This window comes from Aeromonas sp. s7(2024) (assembly GCF_040907825.1).
Taxonomy (GTDB): Bacteria; Pseudomonadota; Gammaproteobacteria; order Enterobacterales; family Aeromonadaceae; genus Aeromonas; species Aeromonas veronii.
Window position 1 is genome coordinate 80,570 of the sequence record NZ_JBFOCM010000004.1, and the last position, 25,518, is coordinate 106,087.

The following is a 25,518-nucleotide window of genomic DNA, read 5'->3' on the forward strand; positions in this document are numbered from 1 at the left end:
CATGATGACATTGCGATCCCGCACCCTGCTGGCCTCGCTGATCGCCGCCAGCTTTGCCCTCACAGGCTGTGGCGACAACCAGTTCGAGCAGGAAGTGAAGCTGGAGCAGTCGGCGGTGCAGCTGGCACAGGAGGCGCAGCAGGGGGGCTATCAGCTGCTGACCGTGGCCGAGCTGAAAACCCGGATGGACAAGGGCGAGGAGCTGGTGATCATCGACACCATGCCCTATGAGGACTCCTACAAGAAGGAGCACATCCCGGGCGCAAAGAACTTCGTCTTTGTGAAGGAGGCCAAGGCTGGTGACAACTGGAGCGAGATCGTCGAGGGAAGCGGCACGGCGGAGCAGTTCCAGGCGCTGCTGGGTGAAGACAAAGCTCGCCCCGTGGTGATCTACTGCGGCTTCGTCAAGTGCGGCCGCAGCCACAATGCTGCCGCCTGGGCGGTCAATCAGGGCTATCAACAGGTCTATCGGGTGCCGGGCGGCATCTTCGCCTGGAAAGGGGCCGGCTACCCCGTCACGGCCGAGTAACCCGACCTTTCGCCCCAAAAAAAGAAGCCCGCAACTGCGGGCTTCTCTCATTTCGATGCTGGCAGTCAGCTGGCGACTCGGGACGCTTCGCCTTCCGCGACATCACTCTGCGCCTGTTCGCCAAGCAGGCGCTTGGTGATCATCGCCGCCATGATGGAGCCGTTGACGTTGAGGGCGGTACGGCCCATGTCCACCAGTGGCTCGATGGCGATCATCACCCCCACCAGCGCAATGGGGAAGTTGAGGGTAGAGAGCACGATCAGCGCGGCGAAGGTGCCACCACCGCCGACGCCTGCCACCCCGATGGAGCCCAGCGCAATCACCGGCAGCAGAGTCAGCAGGAACAGCGGGTCAAACGGGTTGATGCCGAGCATGGGGGCAATCATCGCCACCATCATGGCCGGATAGATGCCGGCACAGCCGTTCTGGCCGAGGTTGGCACCGAACGAGGCGGCAAAGTTGGCGATGCTGGAGGGCACGCCAAGACGCTGCTGGGTCTCGATGCTGAGCGGAATGGAAGCCGCGCTGCTGCGGGAGATAAAGGCGAAGGTGAGCACGCCCCACACTTCCCGCAGATAGTGCAGCGGGTTCTGACCGATCAGCAGCAGGATCACCATGTGTACCGCAAACATCGCCAGAATGGCGACGTAGCAGACCAGAATAAAGCCGAGCAGGCTGAGGATCTCGCTCAGGGGATAGTGAGCCACCACCCGGGCGATCAGCGCCATCACGCCATAGGGGGTGAGCGCAATCACCACCCGCACTATCTTCATCACCCACAGTTGCAAGGTGTCGATGGCGACGGCGGCGCGAGCACCAGCCTCTGGATGCTCCGCCTTCAACTGCAGCAGGGCAACCCCGGCCAGCACGGTGAAGATCACCACGCCGATCACCGAGAGGCCGCGGCTACCCGCCATATCGGCGGCAAAGTTGGTGGGCACCAGCGAGAGCAGCAGGGCCGGCAGGGTCTGGGCACTGTCGATGGTGCTCATGCTCTGTTGCAGCGCAGCCGTGTCGCTGCCGTGGCTCAGCAGCCCCTCGGCAGTGAGACCGCTCAGATGGGTCACCGTCATCCCCACCACACCGGCGATCATCACCAGGGTCAACATGGAGCCGATCAGCACGGCGCTGATCTTGCCGAGGGACTGGGCCTGCTCCAGCTTGTTGATGGCGGAGAGGATCGAGGTGAACACCAGCGGCATCATTACCACCTTGAGCAGGCTGACATAGCCGCCGCCGATGATATTGACCCACTCCAGGGTCTGCTGGACGCCGGCATCATCGGCGCCCCACCCCAGTTGCAGAGCCAGCCCAAACAGGGCGCCAAACAGCAGACCCGCAAGCACCTTGCGCGAGAGCGGCAACCCGGTGGGCAACCGGGTGAGAGCAAAACAGAGCAGACAGAAAACAAGCGATGCAATCAGGACAAACATCATGAATACCTGTAGCGGCCATCAGGCCGAAAGTGGATTGAAACAAAGGGGGATGCGGGCAGGGCCGCAGAACAAAACGCCGGGATGCAGGAGAGTGCAGGCGTGAAAAAGCAGCGGACGCCCGGGAAGGCGTCCGCTGGCAATCGGGGGAATTACTTCTTTACGGTGACGACGCGGTTGTCGATAAGGCGGGCCTTGCCAAGATAGGCAGCCATCAGGATCACCAGCTGCGCGCTCTCGTCAGTGGCAGATTCGAGGGTGGCGGCATCGACGATGTCGATGGCATCGGTACGAAAACCGGCATTGTCGAGGCGTTGGCTGGCCTGCACCACCAAGGAGGGCAGGTGGTGGTCACCCGCTTCAATCTGCTCGGCGATCCAGTTCATGGTGCGCGCCAGCTCGGGGGCAATGGCACGCTCGGCGGCCGTCAGATAACCGTTGCGCGAAGAGAGCGCCAGCCCGTCTTCGGCCCGCACGGTAGGCACGCCGACGATCTCGATGGGCATCGCCATATCGGCCACCATCTTGCGAATAAGCGCCAGCTGCTGGTAATCCTTCTGGCCAAAGCAGGCCACATCCGGCTGTACCAGATTGAACAGCTTGGTGACGACGGTACTGACACCACGGAAGTGACCCGGGCGCAGCGCTCCCTCCAGCAGATTGGAGAGACCCGGCACCTCGACGAAGGTCTGGCTCGCCAGCCCCTGCGGATACATGATCTCCGGGGTCGGGGTGAACACCATATCGACACCGGCCGCTTCCAGCGCAGCGCAATCCTGCTCCAGAGTGCGCGGATAGTTGGCGAGATCCTCAGCCTTGTCGAACTGCATCGGGTTGACGAAGATGCTGACCACCACCTTCTCGGCGTGGCTGTGCGCCTCTTTCACCAGCGTCAGGTGGCCCTGATGCAGGTTACCCATGGTGGGCACGAATGCAATGGCACGCCCTTCACGGCGCCATTGGCTGATCTGCTCACGCAGAACGACGGGATTATTTACGACCAACATCAGCAGTTCACCTTCCGATAAATCAAAAAGAGAGACGGGTTGCATCCACAAATAGCGCTCGGGCGGGATGGGGCACGAACATGGCTATCAGCAGTTCACCTTTAGATGAATCAATAAGATACGGATTAGCTATACAGATTAACTGTGCGAGGCTGACAAGCAGAGACGGGGGCCGCAGCCCCCATCATGCAACCGCCAGGATCAGTTGAAGCAGTGCTCCGGGCCGGGGAAGCTCCCCTCGCTCACCTGCTGGACATAGAGGCGGATGGCGGCACGCACATCGCCGGTCTCGGCCAGGAAGTTCTTGGTGAACTTGGGGACATAGCCGGAGGTGACGCCAAAGGCATCGTGCATCACCAAAATCTGACCATCGGTCGCGGGGCCGGCACCAATGCCGATCACCGGGATGCGAAGCGCCTTGGTGATGCGCTCGGCCAGCGCAGTGGGCACACACTCGAGCACCAGCAGCTGGATACCGGCCGCTTGCAGTTCGAGGGCCTGACGGTAGATCTCCTGCGCCTGAAACTCATCGCGCCCCTGCACCTTGAAGCCGCCAAAGACATGAACGGATTGCGGAGTGAGACCGAGGTGACCACACACCGGCACCCCGTTGCGGGTGAGGTGGCGGATGGAGTCACACAGCCAGTCGCCCCCTTCCATCTTGACCATGCGGGCACCGGCCGCCATCAGGCGGGCGGCGTTCTGGTAAGTCTGCTCGGGGGTGGCGTAGCTCATGAACGGCATGTCGGCGACCACCAGTGCCTTGCTGGCACCGCGCGCCACACAGCGGGTGTGATAGACCATCTCATCCATGTTGACCGCCAGGGTATCCTGACCCCCTTGCAGCACCATGCCCAGTGAATCGCCGATGAGCAGCACGTGGGCCCCCTCGTCGTCGAACAGCTTGGCAAAGGTGGCATCATAGGCGGTGATGGCGGTGAACTTTTGACCGTCCTGCTTCATCTTCAGCAGGCTGGCGGTGGTGATCTTGCTCATAGAGGCTCCTGTACGTCTGCACGCGGGGCAATGATGGCCAAATCATTGTGCGGGCAGCGGGCAACCAGTCGGGCGAGCGGGGTGCCGCAGGGCAGCACCAGAGCAGGCGCAATTTCGGCAAGGGGCAGCAGCACGAACTCCCGCTCCTTCATGCCGTAGTGGGGTACGATCAGGCGCTCATGGTTGATCACCTGATCCCCATAGAGCAGCAGATCGAGATCCAGAGTTCTCGGCCCCCACCGCTCATCTTTGCGCACACGTCCCTGTTCCAGCTCGATTTTTTGTAATTGATCCAGCAGCGCAAGGGGCGCGAGCCGGGTATTGAGCCGGGCCACGGCATTGACGTAGTCCGGTTGGTCAGCAGGCCCCATGGGGCGGCTGCTGTAAAACGACGAGGCCTCCACCAGCACAGATTCCGGCAACCTTGCCAAGGCGGCAACGGCGCGACGAGCCTGACCCTGCGGATCAGACAGGTTGGAACCAATGGCGATGAAGACCTCGGTCATCACGTCTGTTGTCACTCGGCCACTTTCGGTTTGCGGCGACGGGGACGACGACGGTTGCGGCTGTTGCTGCTGCGCTTCTCGCCATCGTGGCTACGGACCTCACCGCGCTCACCGCTTGCCGGGCGACGGGTCGCTTCCCGTTGCAGTTGCGGGCGCACATCCGGATTGGAGGCAACATAGCGCTCCCACCAGCTGGCCAGCTCGCCGAGACCGCGCTCGACCCGGTTGCGCAGCAACAGGAAGTCGAACGCCGCGCGGAACTTGGGATGCTCCATGGCGCGCTCGGGGTGCTTGCCCTGACGACGGGTCAGCCGCTGTTGCAGTGCCCAGATGTCGCGGACATCTGTGGTGAAACGGCGGGGAACGGCGATGATCCGCACCTGATTGTCCAGCACCTCGTTGATCGCCAGCATGAAGGCGTCATACCAGGGCAGGCCGCTCTCGTTCTCCAGCACCCGACCACGGGCCTCGACGCAGCCCCACAGCAGGGTGGCGAAGAGGAAGGCGGGGGTGACGCGCTTATCTTCGCGGACGCGGGTGTCGGTATCGATCAGCGCCTGCTCGATAAACTGCTCGTAGGGCGAGTTGCCGTGCGGGGTAAACAGCGCCGCCACTTGCGGGAACAGCTGCTGGAACAGGCCATACTCGCGCAGCAGTTTGTAGGTCGCCAGACCGTCGCCAGCCAGAAACAGCTTGAGGGTCTCCTCAAACAGGCGGGCAGCCGGTATGTCTTGCAGCAGTGGCGCCAGCTCCTTGATAGGGGCGGCGGTACGCGGACTGATGGTCATATCCAGCTTGGCGGCAAAGCGCACGGCGCGCAGCATCCGCACCGGATCTTCACGATAACGGGTCTCGGGATCGCCGATCAGCTCAAGCTTGCGCTCGGCCAGATCTTCCAGACCCCCTTCGAAATCGTGCAGAGTGAAATCCTTGGCGCTGTAGTAGAGGGCGTTGACGGTAAAGTCGCGGCGCTCGGCATCCTCTTCGATGGTGCCGTAGACGTTGTCGCGCAGCAGCATGCCTTCATCAGACTGGGCCGACACATGTTTGCTGGTATTGACCTGATGGTGGTGACCCCGGAAGGTGGCCACTTCGATCACGTCACGACCAAAGACAATGTGGGCCAGGCGGAAACGACGGCCAATCAGGCGGCAGTTGCTGAACAGCGCCTTGATCTGCTCCGGCGTCGCATCGGTTGCGATGTCGAAATCCTTGGGCGTCTTCCCGAGCAGCAGATCCCGGACTCCGCCGCCGACCAGGTAGGCCTCATAGCCCCCTTTGTTCAGGCGATAGAGCACCTTGAGTGCATTCTCGCTGATCTCTTTGCGCGAAATAGGGTGCTGATCACGGCTTAAGGTACGACGTTGACCGGCGACACGGGCTGGAATGGGGGATTCCACCGACTGCTCGCCGTCTTCCTTGCCGAGCACCTTGCGGCAAAAGTTTGCGATCTGGGAAAAAATGGTACACCTCTTCATGACTTCTAAATTGACGGGAGGCCAAAAAATAGCGGCCTATCATAGCTCACGCCTAACCAAATGAAAAACCGTGCTGACAATTGATCCCGCATGAAACCGTCTGCCAGCGAAAATAGCGGTCAATCTGCACATAGCTCACACCTGACCAAATGAAAAACCGTGCTGACAATTGATCCCGCATGAAACCGTCTGCCAGCGAAAATAGCGGTCTATCAGCGCCCAGCTCACGCCTTATTACACGAAAACCGGCTCTTTTTACTCAAGGTCCAGCGGGATTTTCTCGCTGGCGGGCACCCGTTCTAGCTGCCAGTTGGCGATGCCCCATTCGATGATCTCGTCGATCCGGCTTGCCATCAGCTCGGGCGGCGGGCACTGGCCGAGGAAGTGCAGCGCCTGCCACAGGGCGGGTCGCACCTCATCGAGCGCCAGAGCAGGCGCATGGTTCTGCTTGGAGAGCTTGTTGCCATCGGCCAGTACCGCCAGCGGCAGGTGCACCCAGTCGGGCACCGGCGCCCCCAGGGTCTGGTAGAGGGCAATCTGGCGCACCGTGGGCTCCAGCAGATCGGCACCGCGCACTATCTCGGTGATGCCGCTGTCCATATCATCCACCACCACTGCCAGGTTGTAGGCGTAAAGCCCGTCGCGGCGGCGGATAATAAAATCCTCCTCGGCAAGCGCCGCCGGGACCGCGATATGGCCCTGCAAGCGATCGTCGAAGTGGTAGACCGGATGGTGCTGGCGCAGCCGGGCGGCGCAACCTTCGGCCGCAAGCCCGAGGGTGCGGCAGTGGCCGCTGTAGAGACCGCCCGCGGCCATGATTTCTCGCCGGGTGCAGCGGCACCAGTAGAGATCCCCCGCCCGATAGAGCTGGTCGATGATCTCGTCATAACGACTATGGCGCGCGCTCTGGAACATCACCTCCCCATCCCACTCGAGGCCATATGCCTCAAGGGTTTTGAGGATCAGGTGCGCTGCCCCCGCCATTTCCCGCGGCGGATCGATATCTTCGATGCGAACCAGCCAGCGCCCCTGCTGCGCTCTGGCCTGCAAAAAGCTGCCGAGGGCGGCGATCAGCGAACCGAAATGAAGCGGGCCTGAGGGTGAGGGGGCAAAGCGGCCGACATAGGGGCGCACAAGGGGTGAGGACGGGAAATTCACTGGCATGACTGTTCGGGTAAGCGATTCATTGAGGCTGCATTCTGGGGCGCGACCGCCAAAAGCTCAATAAAAAAGGGAGCCCGCGAGCTCCCTTTTTCATATACCAGAGGGTCGGGATCAACCGGCCATCTGTTTTTCCTTGATCTCGGCCAGCGTCTTGCAATCGACACAGAGGTCGGCAGTCGGACGGGCTTCCAGACGACGGATACCGATCTCGATACCGCAGTGTTCGCAGTAACCGAAATCATCGTCTTCAAGCAGCTGCAAGGTCTTCTCGATCTTCTTGATCAGCTTGCGTTCACGGTCGCGGGTACGCAGTTCAAGAGCGAACTCTTCTTCTTGCGCGGCACGATCCACGGGATCCGGGAAGTTGGCAGCCTCGTCTTTCATATGGTCGACGGTACGATCAACTTCCTGCATCAGTTGGTTGCGCCAGGCACCCAGGATCTTGCGAAAATGCGCCTTTTGTTGGTCATTCATGTACTCCTCACCCGGCTTTTCCTGGTAAGGCGCGACACCCGCAATGGCCAGGGGGCCCAGAGATTTCCTGTTTTCGCCTGTTGGCATGCCCTGTCTCCTAATTCAGCACGCTACCCGTGCCATCCATAAATTGAGGGCGACATCTATAGCAGAAGGGTAACGGGTAAGCAAACGAGCCGTACCAATAATGTTACCCACTCCAATATTTATGCACTCCCCTCGGGTAACAGGTGACCAGATTCAAACGGGATAAACCCTTGAGCCACCATGCCTTGCACCCCAACATGGGGCCGATAGCATAAAATTTCAACCCCCGCCGCGATTGCCTGCTCAATTAGCAGACTATAGTGCGGATCTATATGGGTTGCAGGGCGCATCCGGCTTATTCCGGAGTGCAGCACCATAAAGAGCAGCACGGCCCTGTGGCCCGCCGCTTTCATCGCCATCAACTCGCGCAAATGCTTGGCACCACGGGCGGTGACCGCATCGGGGAAGTAGCCCATACCCGGATCTTCACGTTCGTCGAGCAGGGTGACCGATTTTACCTCGATGTAACAATTGCCCTTCTCATCATCTTCCAGCAACAGATCGATGCGACTGTTCTCTTCGCCATACTTCACCTCGGTGCGCAACCGACTGTAACCCGCCAGCGGAGCGATAGCCTCCTGCTCGATCAACTCCCGGGCGATCTGGTTGGCGCGCGCCGTGTTGACGCAGATAAAGTGGCCCGCCGGGCTCTCGGCGATCTCCCAGCTGTTGGGCAGCTTGCGCTTGGGGTTATCAGAGGTGGAGTACCAGACCCGGGTGCCCGGATCGGCACAACCGGTCATGGCACCGGTATTGGCGCAGTGGATAGTGATGACCTCGCCGTTATCGAGTTGCACATCGGTCAGAAAGCGCTTGTAGCGGGCCAGCAGCTGGCCCGATTGCAGGGGGGGATCAAAAATCACGGGTTAGCCCTCCGCGCATCTTCTTTTACCCGGGCGCGCAGCGGCCAGCAGGCAAGCGGCTCGTAGCGCACCCCGTCCGGAGTCGAGATGGATTGATAGAGGCAGAACTCATCGGCCTGCAGCAGAAAATTTGGGGCTGGCAGGATGGCCGGAGCCTCACCCGCCTTGCGCGACAGGGTGACATGGGGTCGATAACCCTGCTCGCCATTGCCAAGACGCAACTTCTCGCCGTGGCGGCGCAGCGCCTTCGCCAGCACGGTCAGCTCATTGGGCCACTCCTTCGGGCCAATCCAGGCCGCCTTGGCCCGGCTGAACCAGCCGGTCTCATCCAGCCTGATGGTGAGCGGCGGACAGTGCTGGCGCTCTACGGCGGCGATCAGGCGGCGGGTGGTCAACTCGTCCGCCTCCCCCAGAAAGGCGAGGGTCAGATGAAGGTTGGCTTGCGGCACCGGCTGACCGGGCCAAGGCAGCTGATCGCGCCAGGCGATGAGCTCGGGGGCGAGCTCCTTGACGGGCAGGGCAAAGAAGAGTTTGGCCATGTGGTGATAATGCCTTTTTCACGCTCATTGGATGGGCCCATTCTATGGCAGCCATCCGGCCATGTCTCGCCAGCCTCCCGCCCGAGTGGCCATATCCGCACATCCACTCACGGTGGCGCGGGTGGCTGTGGCAGAATAGGCGCCGTTTTACCGGTTGCCACAGAAGGTGCTCATCACTTTGTCCCAGCTCCCCATCGTTTCGGTATTACCCGAACTCTTTGCCGCCCTCGACAGCCACACCAGCGTGATCCTGCAGGCGCCGCCCGGCGCGGGCAAATCGACCCTGCTGCCGCTGGAGCTGGTGCGTCAGAACCGGCTGCCCGGCCGCATCATCATGCTGGAGCCAAGGCGCCTCGCGGCGCGCAATATCGCCAGCTTTCTGGCGCGCCAGCTAGGGGAGAAGGTGGGCGAGCGCATCGGCCTGCGAGTGCGTGGCGAGAGCCGCACCAGCTCAGCGACCCGGCTAGAGATCGTCACCGAAGGGGTGCTGACCCGGATGTTGCAGCAAGACCCGGAGCTGAATGGCGTCTCGCTGGTCATCTTCGATGAGTTCCACGAACGCAGCCTGCACGCCGATACCGCGCTGGCCTTCGCCATCGAGAGCCAGCAGGGATTACGCGATGACCTCAAGCTACTGGTGATGTCCGCAACCCTGGATGGCATGGCACTCGAGACCTTGTTGCCGGATGCCCCAGTGGTTCGCTCCGAGGGGCGTGGTTTTCCCATCGACTATCACTACCGCCCCGCCAATCGCCAGCAGTGGCTGGAACCGCAAGTTGGCGCCGTGGTGCTCGAAGCGCTGGCCGCTCAAGATGGCAGCCTGCTGGTCTTTCTGCCGGGACAGGGTGAGATCGAGCGACTGGCGCAATGGTTGGCAGACAAACTGCCGGACGACGTGACCCTCGCCCCCCTCTACGGCCGCCTCGACATGGCGGCACAGCAAGCGGCCATCGAACCGGCGCCTGCCGGCCGCCGTAAGCTGGTGCTTACCACCAATGTGGCGGAGACCTCGCTCACCATCGAAGGCGTCTCTGTCGTTATCGACAGCGGGCTGGAACGACGGGCCTCCTATGATCTGAAAAGCGGTGTCACCCGACTGGAGACTCGCCAGATAGCCAAATCCTCCGCCACCCAGCGGGCCGGTCGCGCCGGTCGCCTCGGCCCCGGTATCTGCTACCGGCTCTGGAGCAGCGAGGTGCAGGAGCGGCTCGCCGAGCAGAGCCCGCCAGACATCCTCACTCAGGAGCTGACCGGCCTGCTGCTGGACGCCGCCCAGTGGGGGGCAAAGGTGGAAGATCTGCCGCTGCTGGACATGCCCCCAGCCGCCGCGGTGGCCAGCGCCCAGCGGCTGCTGGTGGCTCTTGGCGCCATGAAGCCGGAGGGTGAGCAACAACTCACTCCCGCTGGCCGTGCCATGGCGGCCTTCGGTACCCACCCTCGTCTCGCCCGCATGCTGCTGCGTGCCCGCGAGCTGGAGTCCGAGGGTCTGACAGGGATTGTCGCCGATGCCGCATATCTAGTGGCGTTGCAGGAAGAAGATCTGCGAGGATCGGAGCGCCTCTCTGTGCTGTTCCACCGCCGTCAAAACGCCCTGCGTCAGGGGGCGGCCCGCTGGTTTGAGCGGCTTGGCGCACGCCCTGCCAATGCACAGGGTCAGTGGCTGGGGCTGCTCTGTGCCCTCGCCTGGCCGGATCGCATCGGCAAACTGCGCAGCGGCAGTCGCTATCAACTCAGTGGTGGGGTGAGCTGCGATCTGGTAGAAGGTCATCCCTGTCAGGGACAAGCAGCCCTCATCGCTATCGAGATGGGGCAGAACGAGCGCGGTAGCCGCATTTTTATCGCCGAACCGGTCGATCTGGACGAGCTGGTACGCCTGCTGCCGGAGCTGGTGAGCGAACGGCAGTGGTTCGACTGGGATGAGCGGGAAGAGCGGGTGCGCGCCGAGCGCCAGCAGGTGATCGGCGAGCTGGTGCTGAACCAGCGACCGCTGACCGAACTCTCTGACGAGCAGAAAGGACGCTGCCTGCTACAAGGCATTCGCCGCAAGGGGCTGCATGTGCTGCCGTGGGACGAGAGCAGCGAAGGGCTGCTGGCCCGTCTGCGCTGCGCCCGTGAGTGGCTGCCTGATGAGGAGTGGCCCGCGATGGATGACGACAGCCTGCTGGCCGACCTAGAACAGTGGCTGCTGCCAGCGGTGAGCGGCATGACCCGGCTGGAGCAGCTGAAGAGGCTCAATATGAGCGACATCCTGCGCCAATCCCTGCCCTGGCCGTTGCCCAAACGGCTGGACGAGGCGCTGCCGAGCCACTTTGCGGCACCGACCGGCAGCCGGGTGCGGATCCGCTATCAGCCGGGGCAGGCACCGGTAATCCCGGTGCGTATTCAGGAGATGTTCGGGCAAGGTTCGACCCCCTGCGTGGCCGATGGCCGGGTACCGCTGGTGGTGGAGCTGCTCTCCCCCGCCCAGCGACCGCTGCAGATCACCGCCGATCTGGCCGCCTTTTGGGCTGGCTCCTACGAACAGGTGAAGAAAGAGATGAAGGGGCGCTATCCCCGCCACTACTGGCCGGATAATCCGCTGGAGGCTATGCCGACCAAGGTCACCAAAAAGAAGATGGGCATCTAAGTTCGGCGGGTTAATCCCGCTCGAACGTTCGCGAATGCGACATAACAAGTAGAAAGGAAAGCAAAGAGGATTTATGGCAACCCAACGACGCAAGCGTGCCCCCAAGAAGGCAGCGCCCAAACGCACCATCTGGCGCAAGCTGTTCTGGCTTGGCTTCAAGCTCTCCCTGGTGGTGGCGGCCTTTATGGTGGTGTTTGGCATCTACCTCGATACCAAGGTGCGCGAGCGCTTCGATGGCGAGAAGTGGCAGCTGCCGGTGATGGTCTATAGCCGCCCGCTGGAGCTCTACCCCAGCCAACGCCTGTCGCGGGACCAGATGCTGCGCGAGCTCAACATGCTGAGCTACAAGCAGGTGCGCCAGCCTCACACGCCGGGTGAATACACCATCAACGGCAACCGCATCGAGCTGATTCGCCGTCCGTTCGAGTTCTATGACGGCGCCGATGGTGCCCGCGGCCTGCGCCTCACCTTCAACGGCCCGCGCCTTGAGGGGATCCAGTCGCTGGAGAACCAGCGCCAGCTCGGTTACGCCCAGATGGACCCGGTGCTGCTCGATCGCCTCAATACCGAAGATCGGGAAGATCGCCTGCTGGTGCGTATCGCCGAAGTGCCCGACAGCCTGCTGGTGACCCTGCTCACCACCGAAGATCGCGACTTCTACCAGCATGGCGGCGTCTCGCCGGTGGCCATCATGCGCGCCATGTTCGCCAACCTGATCGCGGGTCGTACCGTGCAGGGGGGCAGTACCCTCACCCAGCAGCTGGCCAAGAACTTCTTCCTGACCCGTGAACGCAGCCTGTGGCGAAAACTGCAGGAAGCCTATATGGCGGTGCTGATCGACTATCGCTACAGCAAGGACGAGATCCTGGAGTCCTACCTCAACGAGGTCTATCTGGGGCAAAACTTCTCGCAAGGGGTCTACGGTTTCGGCCTCGCCTCCTACTTTTACTTCGGCATTCCGGTCAACGAGCTGGATATCGATCAGGTCGCCCTGCTGGTCGGTCTGGTGAAAGGCCCCTCCTATTACGACCCATGGCGCTTCCCGGAGCGGGCCAAGACCCGCCGTGATCTGGTGCTGAAGCTGCTGATGGATCACGGCAGCCTGACCCAAGCCGAGTATGAACTGGCCAGCCGTCAGCCCCTCGGCATCATCGCTCGCGGCCAGATGAGTTATGGCCGCACCCCGGCCTTCATGGGACTACTCAAGCGAGAGATCCAGAGCCGCTTCGGTGCCGATCTGCTCAAGCAGTCCGGCCTCAAGATCTTCACCAGCCTCGACCCCATCGCCCAGCACGCGGCCGAGCGGGCGGTCGAATCGGGCCTCGCCGATATCGAGAAACTGCGCGGCAAGAAGAAGCTGGAGGCGGCCATGGTGGTCTCCGACTGGCACAAGGGCGAAGTCGTCGCGCTGGTGGGTGGTCGCGATCCCCGTTACGCCGGGTTCAACCGGGCGCTGGATGCCCGCCGCCAGATCGGCTCGCTGGTGAAACCGGCGGTCTACCTTACCGGTCTCTCAAACGGTCTGACCCTGGCGACCCCGCTCAAAGATCAGCCGATCCGCATTCGCGGTCAGGATGGTCAGGTCTGGACACCGCAAAACTACGATCGCAAGTTCCGCCAGAGCGTGCCGCTGATGGATGCGCTGGCTAGCTCCCTCAACGTACCGACCGTCAATCTGGGTCTGCAGGTGGGGCTGGAGAAGGTAGTCGACACCCTGCACAAGCTGGGAGTCCAGCAGGAGATCCAGCCCTATCCGTCGCTGGTGCTGGGGGCAGTGGCCCTCTCGCCGCTGGAGGTGAACCAGATGTATCTGCCCATCGCCAATCAGGGACTGACCCAGCCGCTGTCGGCCATTCGCGCCGTAGTCAACGGGGATGGCAGCCTGCTCTATCAGCATGATCAGACCGCCAAGCGGGTCACCGACCAGCAAGCAAGCTGGCTGACCCTGTTCGCCATGACCAAGACGGTGAGTCAGGGCACGGCCCGCGCCCTCAGTGCCAAGTTCCCCGGCGCCACCATGGCAGCCAAGACCGGCACCACCAACGAGCTGCGCGACTCCTGGTTTACCGGGATGGACAACAACGAGCTGGTCAGTATCTGGGTCGGGCGCGACGACAACACCCCGGCGGGCTTGACCGGCGCAAGCGGGGCACTGCAGCTCTTTAGCGGCTACATGAGCCAGCGAGGCGTCAACAGCCTGGGGCTGAAGATGCCGGAAGGGATCACCTGGGCCAACTTCTCCCGTGCCAGCGGCACCCGCGTCACCAGCGACTGCCCGGGCAGCCTGCAGGTACCGGCCAAGACCTCGACTATGGGCTCCCCGACCAGCTGTGCCGGCAGTACGACGCCACGCAGTGCCCTGGATGAGTGGTTCGGTGGATTCTTCAACTGACATCGCGAGAGGGGCTGCACGGGCGGCCCCTCTCCCCAGCCTGCTTACAAGGAGTCATCATGAGCCAGCCGTTGTTTGAGGCTATTCACCACATTGCCATTATCGCCAGCGATTACCAGCGATCGCGCCACTTCTATCACGAGGTACTGGGGCTGCCCATCATCGCCGAGACCCTGCGCGAGGCGCGCCAGTCGTGGAAACTGGATCTGGCCCTGCCGGACGGCAGCCAGCTGGAGCTGTTCAGCTTCCCCTCGCCTTCCGAGCGCCCCTCCCACCCCGAGGCGTGCGGCCTGCGCCATCTCGCCTTTCGGGTCAGCGACCTTGACCGCGTCATCGCCCATCTGCATGCCCATCGAGTCGATGTTGAGCCAGTGCGGGTGGATGAACTGACCGGCAAGCGCTTTACCTTCTTCGCCGACCCGGACGGTCTGCCGCTGGAGCTCTACGAAGCGCCGCGCTGAGCCTGCATCGACCAAGCAATCAGCCAAACAAAAGCCGCCCGGTTGCGACCGGGCGGCTTTTCTTATTGCTTCAGGTTATCAGGCGGTAGTCAGCATAACGACAGCCAGCGCCATCACCATCATGCCAGCCCAGCCGATGGGCTTGAGCCGCTCACCGAAGAAGAGCAAACCGCCCAGCGCCGTACCGACAATGCCGATAGCCCCCCAGGTGGCGTAGGCAACAGCCAGGTCAATCTGGCCGCCACTTACCGCTTCCGAGAGCAAGGTAAAGGCGCCGAGTACCAGCATGATCCCCAGGAAGCCCCACCCCTTGTAACGAAAGCCTTTGGAGCGGTTGATAGCCATGTTGGCGCCGATATCGATCAGGGCTGCGCCCAGCACTATGACAAACGGACTCATGCTGTGGCCTCCGCTTCTACTGACTTGTCTACGGGCTCATCATGGGTCTCCCCCATGGTCACCATAACAATCCCCACTATCGCGAGAGCCAGGCCAATCAGCTCCTGAACGGTCACATCGTAACCGAGGAACATGACCGACACTATGGTGATCAAGGTGATCCCGAGCCCCTCCCAGAGCGCAAACGCAATACCAATGGAGATTGTTTTGGCGGCTTTCGCCAGCAACCAGTACGAGAAACCGATCAACAGCCACATCGGGATGTAATTCATCCAGCCAGCCCCCTGCTCGGGGATCATGGCCATGCTGGAGGTACCGGCGACCTCGGTCACGATGGCGCCGGTCAAAAACAGCCGGGCCAGAAACATACGACTTAATAACATATAAGATGCCTTTGTTGCTTCGACGGGAGAGATGGTAAACGGGGAGACGCAACTCACGACAATCGCTCAGCGTCGATTATCCCGACGCTACAGGTTTGCCTTGCCTTGGTTCGGCACGCTAAGGTGATGGTGAAAAATCCGTCATGGCCTGTAAAAGATGAAGCTATATCAGATAGAACTCTTTGTAGAGTCAGCCAATAGCGGCTCTATTGCCAACACCGCCCGTCGCCTCGGCAAAAGCCGCAGCGCCGTCAGCACCGCCATCGCGGCGCTGGAAGTTGAGCTTGGCGTCGAACTTTTTGAACGAGGCGCCAATCAGAGTCGCCTGACCGAGATCGGCGAGCTGGTGCTTGATGATTGCACTCGCCTGCTACAGGCAGCCAACAGCCTGCAGCAGAAGTGCAAACATTACGCCTCGGGGGCCGAAGTGGCGCTGCGGGTTGCCCGCGATGACGCGATTCCCGAGCCGGTGTGGCGCGAGATGCTGACCAGCCTGCACAATCAGTTTCCCGGCACCAGTATCTCGCTGGTGCTTGCCTCTCCGCCTGAACTGCCGGCGCTGGTGGAAGAGGGATTCGTCGATGCCGCCTTTGGCCTTATCACCGAGGATCAGGAACGCAGCGGCCTCAATATCGACGTGCTCAACCCGATCCGCACCCTGATGGTGGTGGCTCCCAGCCATCCGCTGGCCGGACTGAAGCGGGTCAAACAGCAGGATCTGACCGATCATACCCAGGTTACCCTCTCGTATGTAGATGAATTTTCTGTAAAAAGCCTGCTACCTGTGGGAGGCCAGCATATTGGTCTCTCCAGCTTCGAGTTGATGCGCAATGCGGTGCTGGACGGACTGGGCTGGGCGGTGCTCCCCTCGCCACTGATCCAGAGCCAGCTGCGACAAGGCTCCCTGCTGACCCTGAAACACAAGTTCAGCCTGCAGTGGCGGGATTACGGGGTCTATCTGGCGGAAAACGCCTATCACGGCAAGGTGTTGGCCTGGTTGAAGAAGTCGATCCAGGGGTATCTGGAACCTTTCGAGTAGCGATAAAGAGGCGGAGCCAGCTCACGATATCTACTTATCCTGATGATCCGAGCGGATGTGATCGTGCATACTGTTCACATACTCATTGAGCGCCGGAGGCGTAACCGATATGAGCAGTGCCCAAGACAAGGACGATATCTTGCTGGACGACGACATCATCGAACTCGATGATGAGGAGGTCGTGGTCCCCAAGGCACTCAACCCATGGCAAGTGCTGATCGTGGATGATGAGCCGGATATCCATCATGCCACCCGCCTGGCCCTCTCCAACATTCACTACAAATCCCGTCCGCTGGAGCTGCTCAATGCCTACAGCGGCGCCGAAGCTGGCCGCATGCTGGAGGCCAATCCCAGGATTGCGCTGATCCTGCTCGATGTGGTGATGGAGACCGAAGACGCAGGTCTGCGGCTGGTGCACCGGATCCGCAACGAAATGCACAACTCGCTGGTACGGATCGTGCTGCGTACCGGCCAACCCGGCCAAGCCCCCGAGCAGCGGGTGATCCTCGATTACGACATCAATGACTACAAGACCAAGACCGAGCTGACGGTACAAAAGCTCTACACTACTGTCATCGCATCCCTGCGTTCATACGAAACCCTCAGTGCCATCGACAAGAGCCGTCAGGGGCTCGGCAAAATTCTGGAAGGAGCGGGCGATCTCTACCATCTTCATTCACTCAAGGAGTTTGCCTCCGGCGTGCTGAAACAGATCAGCGCCATTCTTGATGTGGGCACCGAAGGGGCTATCTGTGCCGAGCGCCGTCCTGGCGAACAGGGGCTGGAGATCCTCGCCGCCACCGGCGACTACGAGACTCTGCTGGATGATGGCAAGATCACCGACTTCCCCACCCTCAATGACTCGGTCATGAAGGCACTGGCGGCGCGCTGCAACCGCTTTGAACACCCGCAGGACTCCCTCTATATCGCCGCCCAGAATGGTCGCGAGTTCGTGCTGAGTTTTACCCCGACCCAGCCTCTCGATCCCCTCGAGTGCGATCTGCTGGATGTCTTCTGCCAGCGCATCTCGGCGGCCTACGACAACCTCTATCTCTACAACCAATTGCTGCGCGCCCAGGAGGCCACCGTGGTGGCGCTGGCGGCGCTGGCGGAGTTCCGCGACTCCGATACCGGCGAGCATGTCTTGCGGGTACAGAAGCTCTCGGATGCCATCGTGGCCGAATTGAAGAAGATGGCGGCCTATCCTGAGCAGCTGACCCCGGAGTTTGTCGAGATGATCGGCATGGCCTCCATCCTGCACGATGTGGGCAAGGTGGGCACCCCGGACCATATCCTGCACAAGCCGGGGCGTTTCGACCCGGAAGAGCGGGCCATCATGGAGCAGCACGCCGGTATCGGCGCCAATATCCTGCACAAGGCGGGTGAAATGGTGGAGGGAACCAGCTACCTCTCTCTCGGCGCCGAAATCGCTCGGGGCCACCATGAGCACTTCGATGGCAAGGGCTACCCGCAGCAGCTGGCTGGTCAGCAGATCCCGCTGTCGGCGCGGATTGTGGCGGTAGTCGATGTATTCGATGCCCTGCTCAGCAAGCGCCCCTACAAGGAGCCCTGGACGCTGACGCAGACCATGGAGTATATCCAGTCCCGCTCCGGCACCCAGTTTGACCCTCATGTAGTGACAGCCCTGTCGCGACTGGTCAACGAATCGAGACTCCCCTACTCGCTCTGACCCTCTTTGCTCGCAACTCCACATGCTCTGCCGGTGACCTTGCTCACCGGCAGGGCATCAAAACAGCCGTTTTGTTGCATCCCGCACACATCAACGCGCCGCAAACAGGAAACATCCTCCTTCTTTGTTAGCGATATCCGCTGAAATATGGTCATTTAACATCACATCGCTATAATATCGGCCTGCAAACCTGATACTAACAACGAAGGAATTATCATGAGCCTGAACCTGGTACCGGCCGGCAAGAGCCTGCCCGACGATATCTATGTCATCATCGAAATCCCGCAGAATGCCGACCCGATCAAATACGAAGTCGACAAGGACAGCGGTGCTATTTTCGTCGATCGCTTCATGTCTACCCCGATGTTCTATCCGTGCAACTACGGCTACGTGAACGCGACTCTCTCTCTGGATGGTGACCCCGTCGACGTACTGGTTCCGACCCCCTACCCGCTGCTGGCCGGTTCCGTCATTCGCTGCCGCCCGGTTGGCGTGCTGAAGATGACCGACGAATCTGGCGAAGATGCCAAGATCGTTGCCGTACCGCACTCCAAGCTGACCAAGCAGTACGACCACATCCAGGATGTGAACGATCTGCCGGAACTGCTGAAAGCTCAGATCCAGCACTTCTTCGAGCGCTACAAAGAGCTGGAAGCGGGCAAATGGGTCAAGGTGGAAGGCTGGGGCGACAAGGCCGCTGCCGAAGCCGAGATCAAGACCTCTGCCGAACGTTACGCTGCCAAGTAAGCGTCACTTCGCTTGTAAAAAAGGCGCCTTATGGCGCCTTTTTTGTCGGTGTTTGCGGCAGCTGACCGGCCGCATCTTCGGCAGGATTGCCCTGAATGTATATTTCACGACCATCTTTCTGGTAGGGACGATAGTAATCACCGCCACAGCGATAGCCACCGCCCGGCTGGCTCATCAGCTCGCAGTTGACCGGTAACACCTCCAGCCACTTGATGGCCTGCTGGTAGCGCAGCCACTCCTGCCATTCGTGTTCGCGCGCCAGCTGGTCACGCAGGGCAAAGGTATCCGCAATGGACATCCCCTTGTTGACGATCACCTGACCCGCCATGGCTGGCAGGCTGAGCAGCCCAAACAGCACTATGATCCAAGGCTTCATAACCCCTCCAGAGTGACTTAATTTCACAATTAAATTAAAAGTCACATCAATCTGTTATCCAGATCACAAAACGAAACATCACCAAAGTGGTGCCGGCTCACCTAGTTGTTAATTATCGTCCACGGCAGGAAGCACCACCATGAAGCTGACCCCCGCGCTGTTGCTCAGCCTCACTCTCAGCACCACCCTTGGTGCTACAAGCAACGCCAGCGAGATCAACATGAGCTGGCAGTGGCAATCCACCGATGGCCAGCGCAAGCACTTCCAGCTGACCACCGACGATCAGGTGATGGCCGCCAGTCGCCACGAGATGAGCCTGCTGAAGGCCTCTCTCACCAATCCGCTGGAGACCCTTTACGCCTATATCAGCCCGCGGCTCTACAACAGCATCAACCTGATAAATCAGAGCAGCCCCGAGACCGCTACCAAATTTCGCAATCTGGAGCAGGCCTTCACCCTGCGGGACGACAGCATGGAGTCGATGCTGTTCTGGCAAGCCTACCAGCAGTATCAGGAGGATGCCTTCTACCAGATGAGGGTGGTGCCCTGCGTTCATCCGGCCAATCGCAAGCTGCCTTGCGTGCGCCCCGATTACTCCCAGCTCTTCTACCACTTCAAAGGGCACCTCAAGCCACTGGCGCAGCAATTTGCGGCCAAGGATCTCGCCACCAGCGTCAGCCTGCTGCAGGAGTGGCTGAACGCCATCCCCACCCAGCCGGAGCAGCTGGATCACTTCGCGCCGCCGCTGCAGGCGCTGCAAGATAACAAGGCCGACAGCGACGAGAAGGCGCTCTTGATGGCCAGCCTGCTGGCAGAGCTGGCGCCGCAATATGTGCTCAGCATCATCTATCCGGATATCAGCATCGGCAGCGTCTCCCCTGCCTGGCTGGCCATTACGGCAGACAGTGGCGTACCCGGTGATGTGGTGGTGATCAATAATCAGCGCCATGTGTTGCTGACCGGCTCGTCCCTGCTGGCCCAGCAGATGACCATGGCAAAGATCCCCCTTATCAGCGAATCACTCTACTGACGCCGACAGCTCAGACCAGCAGCCAATTCATTGATTTTTATCGATGTCATGCCATCCTAGCCGCCCTTGCCAGCCAACCACCTGACAGGCGGGGCGCCGACGCTTCTGAATTGCGATCTTATTTAACACTTTTTAAACAGATCCGATCAGTTTAGGATGAAGCTCGCCCATTCCCTCAATCCGAAACTCGTTATAACATAACAAATGGAGTGTCATCAGGATGAAACATCTCGTACTTACTTTGGCGCTGCTGCCATCTCTGGTCTTTGCTCACAACTTCAAGGATGGCAACCCGGTGCCGCTGGTCAATGTCAGCGACAAGGGTGAGCTGGTACTGAATGGCAAGGATATCGGTTACCAGCCGTGGCAGAGCACCTCGCTCACCGGCAAGGTGTTTCTGATCCAGCATATTGCCGGTCGCTCCAGTGCCAAGGAGCTGAACGCCCCGATGATCGAGGCGATCAAGGCCGCCAAGTTGCCGCAAGACAAGTACCAGACCGTTACCGTCATCAACAGCAATGACGCCATCTGGGGCACCTCCGGCTTCGTGAAGAGCAGTGCCGAGGACAGCAAGAAAGAGTTCCCCTGGTCCGCCATGGTGCTGGATGCCAAGGGCATGGCGCGTAACGCCTGGGATCTGACGCCGGAAAGCTCGGCGATCATCCTGCTGGATAAAGAGGGCAAGGTGCTGTTTGCCAAAGATGGCCAGCTCGATGCCAACAACATTGCTACCGTGATGGGGCTCATCAAGTCCCATCTCTAAGTCAGAGAGAAAGGGCGCTGATGGCGCCCTTTCCATAAGGGTCTATGGGTCGTATCAAACTGAAAATCTGGATCTTGCTGCTGGGCTGGTTATGGCTGCAGCCAGCCCTTGCCCGGCACCAGTTTGAATCCGCCCTGCCCGGCCACGACGACCATCACTGCCTGGTTTGCGCCCTCCATCTGGATGGCAAGCAGGTCATCACCGCTACCCCCTATTGTTTCCCCGGTTCGACCTCTGTTCTGCCCGCAGTTTCAATCATGCAACGCTCGGCAGATACCGCCACGCTTCACTGCTATGCCATCCGTGCACCGCCAGCCTCTGCTTTTCTCTATCCCTTTGTTTAATTTTGTTATTTGTTTTGAAAAAAGGATTAAAGATGAAAGCAGTTACTCTGTTGCTGGCCGCAGCGGCCTTTGGCGCACACGCCAATCACGACGAACACGAGAGCCACAGCCACGGCGCCCACGAGCATGGCCACGGCCACCTCAATCTGGTTGTCGATGGCAACCAGCTGATGATCGAGCTGCAGGCACCCGCAGCCGATCTGGTGGGCTTCGAGCACGCTGCCAAGAGCGATGAAGAGAAGGCGCAATATGCCAAAGCGGTCACCCGCCTCCAGCAGCCTGACGCCCTGTTCCGCTTCGACCCGGCCGCTGGCTGCAAACTGACCCAGCAGGAGCTGCAAGCCGCCAAAGAAGAGCATGATCACGACCACGACCATGACAAGGCTGCCAGCGACAAACATGAAGACCACCATGATCATGACGAAGCGGGTCACGCCGATATGGGCGCCATGTACACCTACACCTGCGCTACACCAGCCAAACTGACCGGCCTCGAGGCAACCCTGTTCAGCGTCTATCCGAGCCTTGAGAAGCTGAGCGTGCAGGGCATTCTGCCTACCGGCCAGACCGCGGGCGAGCTGACCCCGTCCGCCAACAAGCTGAGCTGGTAACGCCATGAAAAAAGCCGTGGTTGAGATCCGCGATCTGGCCTTTGCCTGGCCAGGTGGCGATGCTGTACTCGATCTGCCCGCCCTCACCATCCGCGAGGGTGAGCGGGTCTTTATCAAGGGCCCGTCGGGCTCTGGCAAGTCGACCCTGCTCGGGTTGCTGGCCGGGATCCAGACCGCCAACCACGGCACCCTGGAGGTGCTGGGCCAACCATTGGCCCGGCTCTCTGGCCGTGCCCGTGACCACTTCCGGGCGGCCAATCTGGGTTATATCTTCCAGCAGTTCAATCTGCTGCCCTTTCTCTCGGTGCAGGACAACGTGACCGCTGCCCTCACCTTCTCGCCCGCCAAACGGGCCCGCCTGCAAGGGAGTCCGGAGCAGGAGGCGCGCCGTCTGCTGGCGGAGCTGCAACTGCCGGACGAGGCGCTGCACAGACCCGTGCATGCCCTCAGCATCGGCCAGCAGCAGCGGGTTGCTGCCGCACGGGCGCTGATTGGCTCGCCACCGCTGGTGATCGCCGACGAGCCCACCTCGGCCCTCGACACCGACAACCGGGCCGCCTTTATCAAGCTGTTGTTCGAGGAGTGCGACAAACAGGGCTCGACCCTGATCTTCGTCAGCCACGACCCTTATCTCGAACCCCTGTTCCCGCGGGTCGAAAACCTGCAACTGCTCAACCGGAGGGCATCATGCTAAAGCTCGCCCTGCAAAGTCTCTGGGCCCGCCGCCTCACCGCCGGGCTCACCCTGCTGGCCGTCGCCATCAGCGTCACCCTGCTACTCGGGGTGGAACGAGTGCGCACCCAGGCCCGCGAAAGCTTCTCCAACACCGTCTCGGGGACCGATCTCATCGTTGGCGCCCGCTCCGGCCAGGTGAACCTGCTGCTCTACTCGGTGTTTCGCATCGGCAACCCCACCAACAACGTGGGGTGGGACTCCTATCAGGCTATCAAGCAGAAACCGGGCGTCGCCTGGACCATCCCGCTTTCCCTTGGTGACTCCCACAAGGGATTTCGGGTGCTCGGCACCAATGGCGACTACTTCACTCACCTGAAGTACGGTCAGCAACAGTCGCTGCAACTGCGGGAAGGGCGGCCATTCGACACGCCGTTTGAAGCGGTACTCGGCGCCCAGGTGGCCGAGAAGCTCGGCTATCACCTTGACCAATCCATCGTCATCGCCCACGGCGCTGGCAACACCTCCTTCAGCCAGCACGACAACCTGCCGTTCAAGGTGGTGGGCATTCTGGCGCCGACCGGCACGCCCATCGATCGCACCATCCATGTGCCGCTGGCGGGGATAGAGGCGATCCATCTGGGCTGGGATACCGGCCGCCACAGCAAGAACGTGACGCCGGAGCAGGCGCTGGCGCAGGATCTCACCCCGAAAACCATCACCGCCTTTATGGTGGGGCTGAGCAACCGGATCCTGGCGTTCCAGCTGCAGCGCAGCGTCAACACCTATCCCAAGGAGCCGCTGATGGCGATCCTGCCGGGGGCCGCCTTGCAGGAGCTGTGGAGCCTGATGAGCGTGGCGGAAACCGCTCTCTCGGTCATCGCCGGTTTTGTGGTGGTGGCGGGCCTGATCGGCATGCTGACTACCCTGCTGGCTGGGCTTAACGAGCGGCGCCGGGAGCTCGCTATTTTGCGATCCCTCGGTGCGGGCCCTGCCCATCTGTTCCTGCTGCTGGCGCTGGAGGCGATGGCGCTGACCACGGTCGGCATCGCTCTCGGGGTCGCCGTGCTCTATCTGGGGCAGGGGCTTGCCTCGCCCTGGCTGCTCAGCCACTATGGCCTGCAACTGAGTCTGGGGCTGCCGAGCACCTACGAGTGGCAGTTGCTGGGGGTAGTGTGGCTGGCAGGCATGGTAATTGGCCTGCTCCCTGCTGCCCGCGCTTACCGCTACAGCCTGAGCGATGGTATGAGCATTCGCGTCTAGCGAGACGCCCAAAATAGAAACAGAAGGACAGATGATGAAGTGGAAAATTGTGGCGCTGCTCGCCAGCCTGCTGGTGCTGCCCGCCCTGGCCACCGATTACAAGACCATCGACTGGGATGTGCTCATCCCGGAAGGGGAGAAACTGCTGCCACCGCCCCAGGTCAATCACGAAGATCCCATGTCGGTGCCACAACCGGTGGGCGGGGTAAACAAGAAGCTGGACAACCAGGATGTGCGCATTCCGGGCTTCGTGGTGCCGCTGGAAGGGGATGCCAAGAAGATCACCGCCTTCCTGCTGGTGCCCTACTTCGGCGCCTGCATCCATGTGCCGCCGCCCCCCACCAATCAGGTGATCTATGTGAGCTACCCCAAGGGGGCGCCGGTGGATGATCTGTGGGATGCCATCTGGGTGAAGGGCAAGATGCGCACGGTCAGCTCCAGCCACGAGATGGCCACCGCCTCCTACTCGATGGAAGCGGTCGAGGTGAGCGTCTACGAGGAGTAATCCTCCCGTTGCAAAAAAAGCGGCCTCCACGGAGGCCGCTTTGTTATCTTGGCATCCCGGTTGGAGTAACATTCAGCTCCAGAACCTGTGCGAATGGAGTCAGCATGGCAGACCTCCCCCCCCCGAAAAAAGAGAGTTCGATCCTGAGCAGCCAGGAGCAGACCCTGCGTCTGGCCCGCAGTCGCGGCATCGACGGCATGCTCACCCGCAATACCGACAGCACCTTCGAACAGCGCGCCACCTTTCGCCATCTGGCGGATCAGGCCGCCCGTCAGCGCAATCTGGAAGCCATCATGGTGATGGCCTCCCGCCACTGCGAAGAGACCGCGGCCGGTGGCGAGATGGACAGCGACTGGCTGACCCGCTTCCTGCAACTGGCGGAAGATATCAGCATGGTGCCGATGCAGCAGCTGTGGGGGCGGATCTTCGCGCTGGAAGTCGCCACGCCGGGCCGCTTCTCCATCCGGGCGCTCGCCACCCTCAAAGAGATGACCCAGCGCGAAGCCCAGCTGTTTCAGCGCATCTGTTCACTGACCTGCCACTACACCGGCAGCGACGAACAGCGACTGCTGCTGGGGCTGCACAAGGGGGCCACCCTGCTGAGTCGCGCCAAAGCAACCCGCCTTGGCCTTGGCAAATACCGACTGCCCTACAACGCCCTGCTGCAACTGTTCGAGCTGGGGCTGCTGCATCGCGCGGAGCTGGAGTCCGGCCCGCTGCCCGCCGATGGGGTCGAGCTGGAGTTCGGCAACCAGCGCTGGCGGCTGCAGTGCAAGCAGAACAACATCACCCTGCTCTACTACCGCCTCACCCCGGTGGGCAACGAGCTCGCTCAGCTGCTGCAAGAATCGCCGCTGGAGGAGTACCTGCAGGATCTGAAAACCGTGCTGGTGCAGGGGATCCAGATTGAAGTGATGCAGCTCGTCAGCGCCCCCTCCTCACCCGCTCCCGACCCTCTCCCCTGATCTCTGGCGGGGCAGCTGATGCCCCGTCGGTTCGTGGCTCCTTCGCATCAAGCTTCTGGCTCCCAGCTCATGGGCTTGACCAGAATAGGTTGCAAATTGCTGATGCCGCAAAGGCACACCCCGTCTGCTCCATTGCATATTGCAAACAGCAACGTTCTTTTCCTGCCAAAACGGCA

General features: G+C 61.1%; 27 protein-coding genes. 15 read left to right on the forward strand and 12 right to left on the reverse strand.

Going from position 1 to position 25,518, the window contains the following annotated elements:
- Position 1: 1 nt before the first annotated feature.
- Positions 2 to 529, forward strand: coding sequence for a rhodanese-like domain-containing protein (locus AB5Y73_RS00415; protein WP_107682729.1), 528 nt, complete (start codon positions 2 to 4; stop codon positions 527 to 529).
- 65 nt (positions 530 to 594) lie between these two features.
- On the opposite strand, the gene AB5Y73_RS00420 is transcribed toward AB5Y73_RS00415, so the two are convergent.
- The 9 genes from AB5Y73_RS00420 to thpR all read right to left on the reverse strand — a co-directional run bounded on the left by AB5Y73_RS00420 (position 595) and on the right by thpR (position 9,076).
- Positions 595 to 1,962 (reverse strand): cation:dicarboxylase symporter family transporter, encoded by a 1,368-nt coding sequence (locus AB5Y73_RS00420; RefSeq protein WP_341535955.1) that lies wholly within the window; start codon positions 1,960 to 1,962, stop codon positions 595 to 597.
- A gap of 152 nt (positions 1,963 to 2,114) precedes the next feature.
- The gene (panC, locus tag AB5Y73_RS00425; protein ID WP_107682731.1) at positions 2,115 to 2,969 is read right to left on the reverse strand and encodes a pantoate--beta-alanine ligase; all 855 of its coding nucleotides are present in this window, start codon (positions 2,967 to 2,969) and stop codon (positions 2,115 to 2,117) included.
- 201 nt (positions 2,970 to 3,170) lie between these two features.
- Positions 3,171 to 3,965, reverse strand: coding sequence for a 3-methyl-2-oxobutanoate hydroxymethyltransferase (gene panB / locus AB5Y73_RS00430; RefSeq protein WP_042063124.1), 795 nt, complete (start codon positions 3,963 to 3,965; stop codon positions 3,171 to 3,173).
- The gene (gene folK, locus AB5Y73_RS00435) at positions 3,962 to 4,471 is read right to left on the reverse strand and encodes a 2-amino-4-hydroxy-6-hydroxymethyldihydropteridine diphosphokinase (protein WP_181497720.1); all 510 of its coding nucleotides are present in this window, start codon (positions 4,469 to 4,471) and stop codon (positions 3,962 to 3,964) included. Before folK ends, panB begins: the two co-directional genes overlap by 4 nt.
- Positions 4,472 to 4,482: 11 nt before the next feature.
- Positions 4,483 to 5,949, reverse strand: a complete 1,467-nt coding sequence (gene pcnB, locus AB5Y73_RS00440; protein ID WP_118854601.1) for a polynucleotide adenylyltransferase PcnB — start codon at positions 5,947 to 5,949, stop codon at positions 4,483 to 4,485.
- 255 nt (positions 5,950 to 6,204) lie between these two features.
- Positions 6,205 to 7,113, reverse strand: coding sequence for a tRNA glutamyl-Q(34) synthetase GluQRS (gene gluQRS / locus AB5Y73_RS00445; protein ID WP_118854600.1), 909 nt, complete (start codon positions 7,111 to 7,113; stop codon positions 6,205 to 6,207).
- A 111-nt stretch (positions 7,114 to 7,224) separates the two neighbouring features.
- Complete coding sequence (gene dksA / locus AB5Y73_RS00450; RefSeq protein ID WP_005335644.1) at positions 7,225 to 7,674, reverse strand: RNA polymerase-binding protein DksA; 450 nt, start codon at positions 7,672 to 7,674, stop codon at positions 7,225 to 7,227.
- Between the two features lie 119 nt (positions 7,675 to 7,793).
- Complete coding sequence (gene sfsA, locus AB5Y73_RS00455) at positions 7,794 to 8,537, reverse strand: DNA/RNA nuclease SfsA (protein WP_107682734.1); 744 nt, start codon at positions 8,535 to 8,537, stop codon at positions 7,794 to 7,796.
- Positions 8,534 to 9,076, reverse strand: coding sequence for an RNA 2',3'-cyclic phosphodiesterase (thpR, locus tag AB5Y73_RS00460; RefSeq protein WP_107682735.1), 543 nt, complete (start codon positions 9,074 to 9,076; stop codon positions 8,534 to 8,536). The genes sfsA and thpR overlap by 4 nt, the downstream gene beginning before the upstream one ends.
- A 178-nt stretch (positions 9,077 to 9,254) precedes the next feature.
- On the opposite strand from thpR, the gene hrpB reads away from it, so the two are divergent.
- From hrpB to AB5Y73_RS00475, 3 genes are all read left to right on the forward strand, one after another.
- Complete coding sequence (gene hrpB, locus AB5Y73_RS00465; RefSeq protein WP_181497085.1) at positions 9,255 to 11,702, forward strand: ATP-dependent helicase HrpB; 2,448 nt, start codon at positions 9,255 to 9,257, stop codon at positions 11,700 to 11,702.
- Between the two features lie 73 nt (positions 11,703 to 11,775).
- A complete protein-coding gene (mrcB, locus tag AB5Y73_RS00470) occupies positions 11,776 to 14,094 on the forward strand; it encodes a penicillin-binding protein 1B (RefSeq protein WP_181497084.1) in 2,319 nt (772 codons plus the stop codon).
- 59 nt (positions 14,095 to 14,153) lie between these two features.
- Positions 14,154 to 14,555 (forward strand): VOC family protein, encoded by a 402-nt coding sequence (locus AB5Y73_RS00475; RefSeq protein ID WP_181497083.1) that lies wholly within the window; start codon positions 14,154 to 14,156, stop codon positions 14,553 to 14,555.
- A gap of 78 nt (positions 14,556 to 14,633) precedes the next feature.
- Here the strand turns inward: AB5Y73_RS00475 and AB5Y73_RS00480 are convergent, their stop codons facing one another.
- Positions 14,634 to 14,954 carry an SMR family transporter gene (locus AB5Y73_RS00480; RefSeq protein WP_005335659.1) on the reverse strand — a complete coding sequence of 107 codons (321 nt, stop codon included), beginning with the start codon at positions 14,952 to 14,954 and terminating at the stop codon, positions 14,634 to 14,636.
- Positions 14,951 to 15,337 (reverse strand): multidrug efflux SMR transporter, encoded by a 387-nt coding sequence (locus tag AB5Y73_RS00485; protein WP_139474088.1) that lies wholly within the window; start codon positions 15,335 to 15,337, stop codon positions 14,951 to 14,953. Before AB5Y73_RS00485 ends, AB5Y73_RS00480 begins: the two co-directional genes overlap by 4 nt.
- 157 nt (positions 15,338 to 15,494) lie before the next feature.
- Between AB5Y73_RS00485 and AB5Y73_RS00490 the strand changes: the two genes are divergently transcribed.
- The 3 genes from AB5Y73_RS00490 to ppa all read left to right on the forward strand — a co-directional run bounded on the left by AB5Y73_RS00490 (position 15,495) and on the right by ppa (position 18,813).
- On the forward strand, positions 15,495 to 16,376 hold the full coding sequence (locus AB5Y73_RS00490; protein ID WP_107682739.1) for a LysR family transcriptional regulator: 882 nt from the start codon (positions 15,495 to 15,497) through the stop codon (positions 16,374 to 16,376).
- Positions 16,377 to 16,485: 109 nt separating this feature from the next.
- A complete protein-coding gene (locus AB5Y73_RS00495) occupies positions 16,486 to 18,066 on the forward strand; it encodes a DUF3369 domain-containing protein (RefSeq protein WP_107682740.1) in 1,581 nt (526 codons plus the stop codon).
- 216 nt (positions 18,067 to 18,282) lie between these two features.
- The gene (gene ppa / locus AB5Y73_RS00500) at positions 18,283 to 18,813 is read left to right on the forward strand and encodes an inorganic diphosphatase (protein ID WP_005335667.1); all 531 of its coding nucleotides are present in this window, start codon (positions 18,283 to 18,285) and stop codon (positions 18,811 to 18,813) included.
- A gap of 28 nt (positions 18,814 to 18,841) precedes the next feature.
- Here the strand turns inward: ppa and AB5Y73_RS00505 are convergent, their stop codons facing one another.
- Positions 18,842 to 19,189 (reverse strand): hypothetical protein, encoded by a 348-nt coding sequence (locus tag AB5Y73_RS00505; protein ID WP_005335669.1) that lies wholly within the window; start codon positions 19,187 to 19,189, stop codon positions 18,842 to 18,844.
- Between the two features lie 139 nt (positions 19,190 to 19,328).
- Between AB5Y73_RS00505 and AB5Y73_RS00510 the strand changes: the two genes are divergently transcribed.
- The 8 genes from AB5Y73_RS00510 (at position 19,329) to AB5Y73_RS00545 (ending at position 25,342) form a co-directional block, all read left to right on the forward strand.
- Positions 19,329 to 20,219, forward strand: coding sequence for a hypothetical protein (locus AB5Y73_RS00510; protein ID WP_103250934.1), 891 nt, complete (start codon positions 19,329 to 19,331; stop codon positions 20,217 to 20,219).
- A 220-nt stretch (positions 20,220 to 20,439) separates the two neighbouring features.
- Entirely contained in the window at positions 20,440 to 20,982 is a 543-nt protein-coding gene (locus AB5Y73_RS00515) for a YtfJ family protein (protein WP_005343253.1), read from the forward strand.
- Between the two features lie 44 nt (positions 20,983 to 21,026).
- The gene (locus tag AB5Y73_RS00520; protein ID WP_107682741.1) at positions 21,027 to 21,326 is read left to right on the forward strand and encodes a hypothetical protein; all 300 of its coding nucleotides are present in this window, start codon (positions 21,027 to 21,029) and stop codon (positions 21,324 to 21,326) included.
- Positions 21,327 to 21,358: 32 nt separating this feature from the next.
- Entirely contained in the window at positions 21,359 to 21,937 is a 579-nt protein-coding gene (locus AB5Y73_RS00525) for a DUF2796 domain-containing protein (RefSeq protein WP_107682742.1), read from the forward strand.
- 4 nt (positions 21,938 to 21,941) lie between these two features.
- Positions 21,942 to 22,631, forward strand: a complete 690-nt coding sequence (locus AB5Y73_RS00530; protein ID WP_107682743.1) for an ABC transporter ATP-binding protein — start codon at positions 21,942 to 21,944, stop codon at positions 22,629 to 22,631.
- Positions 22,625 to 23,872 (forward strand): ABC transporter permease, encoded by a 1,248-nt coding sequence (locus tag AB5Y73_RS00535; protein ID WP_043821722.1) that lies wholly within the window; start codon positions 22,625 to 22,627, stop codon positions 23,870 to 23,872. Before AB5Y73_RS00530 ends, AB5Y73_RS00535 begins: the two co-directional genes overlap by 7 nt.
- Positions 23,873 to 23,903: 31 nt before the next feature.
- On the forward strand, positions 23,904 to 24,377 hold the full coding sequence (locus tag AB5Y73_RS00540; protein WP_107682744.1) for a DUF3299 domain-containing protein: 474 nt from the start codon (positions 23,904 to 23,906) through the stop codon (positions 24,375 to 24,377).
- A gap of 104 nt (positions 24,378 to 24,481) precedes the next feature.
- Positions 24,482 to 25,342 carry a TIGR03899 family protein gene (locus AB5Y73_RS00545; protein ID WP_047439578.1) on the forward strand — a complete coding sequence of 287 codons (861 nt, stop codon included), beginning with the start codon at positions 24,482 to 24,484 and terminating at the stop codon, positions 25,340 to 25,342.
- Positions 25,343 to 25,518: the final 176 nt, after the last annotated feature.